This window comes from Streptomyces sp. OfavH-34-F (assembly GCF_022347745.1).
In the GTDB taxonomy this organism is placed as follows: domain Bacteria; phylum Actinomycetota; class Actinomycetes; order Streptomycetales; family Streptomycetaceae; genus Streptomyces.
In genome coordinates, this window is the sequence record NZ_JAKRGC010000606.1 from 1 (window position 1) to 1509 (window position 1509).

Below are 1509 nucleotides of genomic sequence, written 5' to 3' on the forward strand. Positions count from 1 at the left end.
CTCAGCCGGCCGGGGCTCGCCACGGCGCCGCCGTGCCACGCGCCCGAGGGGGCCCCGCGCTCAGCCGGCCGGGCGCCCGGACAGCTCGTCGTCCATCGTGGCGCGCAGGCGCAGCGTCGACACCAGGCGCTGGAACGCCTCCGACCAGTAGCCGTTCGCGCCGGGGGAGGCGTCCGCCGGTTCGGCCGGGGGCGTCGTCAGGACCTCCAGGCGGTCCGCCTCTGCCGGGTCCAGGCAGCGTTCGGCCAGGCCCATGACACCGCTGAAGCTCCACGGATAACTCCCCGCGTCCCTGGCGATGTCCAGGGCGTCCACGACGGCCCGCCCCAGCGGCCGCGCCCAGGGCACCGGGCACACCCCCAGCAGCTGGAACGCCTCCGACAAGCCGTGCGCGGCGACGAAATCCGCCACCCAGGAGGCCCGTTCCGCCGGAGGCAGCACCGCGAGCAGCTTCGACCGCTCGGCCAGCGAGGCCGTGCCGGGACCGTTCGACGGGGGCGTCGAGGGCGACCCCAGCAGCGCCCGCGCCCACACCGCCTCGCGCTGCCGCACGGCCGCCCGGCACCAGGCCGCGTGCAGCTCCTCGCCCCAGCCGTCCGCCACGGGCAGCGCCACGATCTCCGCCGGGCCGCGCCCGCCGAACCGCGCCGGCCAGACGGACAGCGGCGACGCCTCCACCAACTGGCCGAGCCACCACGACCGTTCGCCTCGGCCGGACGGGGGCAGGGCGACCACCCCGTCCCGCTGCATGGCCTCGTCGCACTCGTGCGGCGCCTCCACCGCGACGAAGGGTTCGTCACCGGTGAGGCCCGGGCTCACACACGTCAGCGCGCGCTCCGCCATCCGGCCGGCGAGCGCGGAACCGGGCAGCGCGGACAGCAACTCCGCCGCCGTCGCCCGGACGTTGCGGCTGCGGTCGGCCAGCGCCTCCTCCAGGAACTCCTCGTCGGCCCCGGACAGCCCGGTGCGCAGGGAGTCGACGAACATCAGCCGGTCCTCGGCCCGTTCGGTCTTCCAGGTGGTGGCCAGCAGCGCGCGGGCGGCGTCCGCGTCGTGCGCCCGTACGAGGCCGAGCAGCGCGATCCGCTCCGCGAACAGGCCCTCCTCCCACAGCTTCCGGACCGCTTCCGTGTCCTGCGGGGACGGCAGCAGCGCGCTCCCGGAGGCGCCGCGCAGCGCGAACTTCCACTCCGGGTTCAGCCCGGCCAGCCACAGGCCGCGCGGCCCGGCGAACTCCAGGGTCTGCGGGCGCAGATCGGTCCGGGCCCGGGCCGCGTCCAGCAGGGCGGGCAGCGCGGAGTCCGGCGCCCGGTAGCCGTGCTCGTTGGCGGTGGCCAGCCACTGCGGGATCAGCTCCGTCAGGTCCGGGGTCGCCCCCCGCCGGCCGCCGGAACCCGCCGCCCGGTCCGCGAGGAGCTGCGTCAGCCGGTTGCGGGCGGGCTCCGGCAGGGGCGGCCGGGGATCGTCGGGCGCCGGTACCGGACGGGGGAGCGCGGCGGCGGGCAGCAG

General features: G+C 77.5%; 1 protein-coding gene. It reads right to left on the minus strand.

Going from position 1 to position 1509, the window contains the following annotated elements:
- Window positions 1-60 precede the first annotated feature (60 nt).
- Window positions 61-1509, minus strand: a 1449-nt coding sequence (locus tag MHW47_RS35350) for a DUF5691 domain-containing protein (RefSeq protein ID WP_239227897.1), incomplete at its 5' end; no start/stop codon positions are given.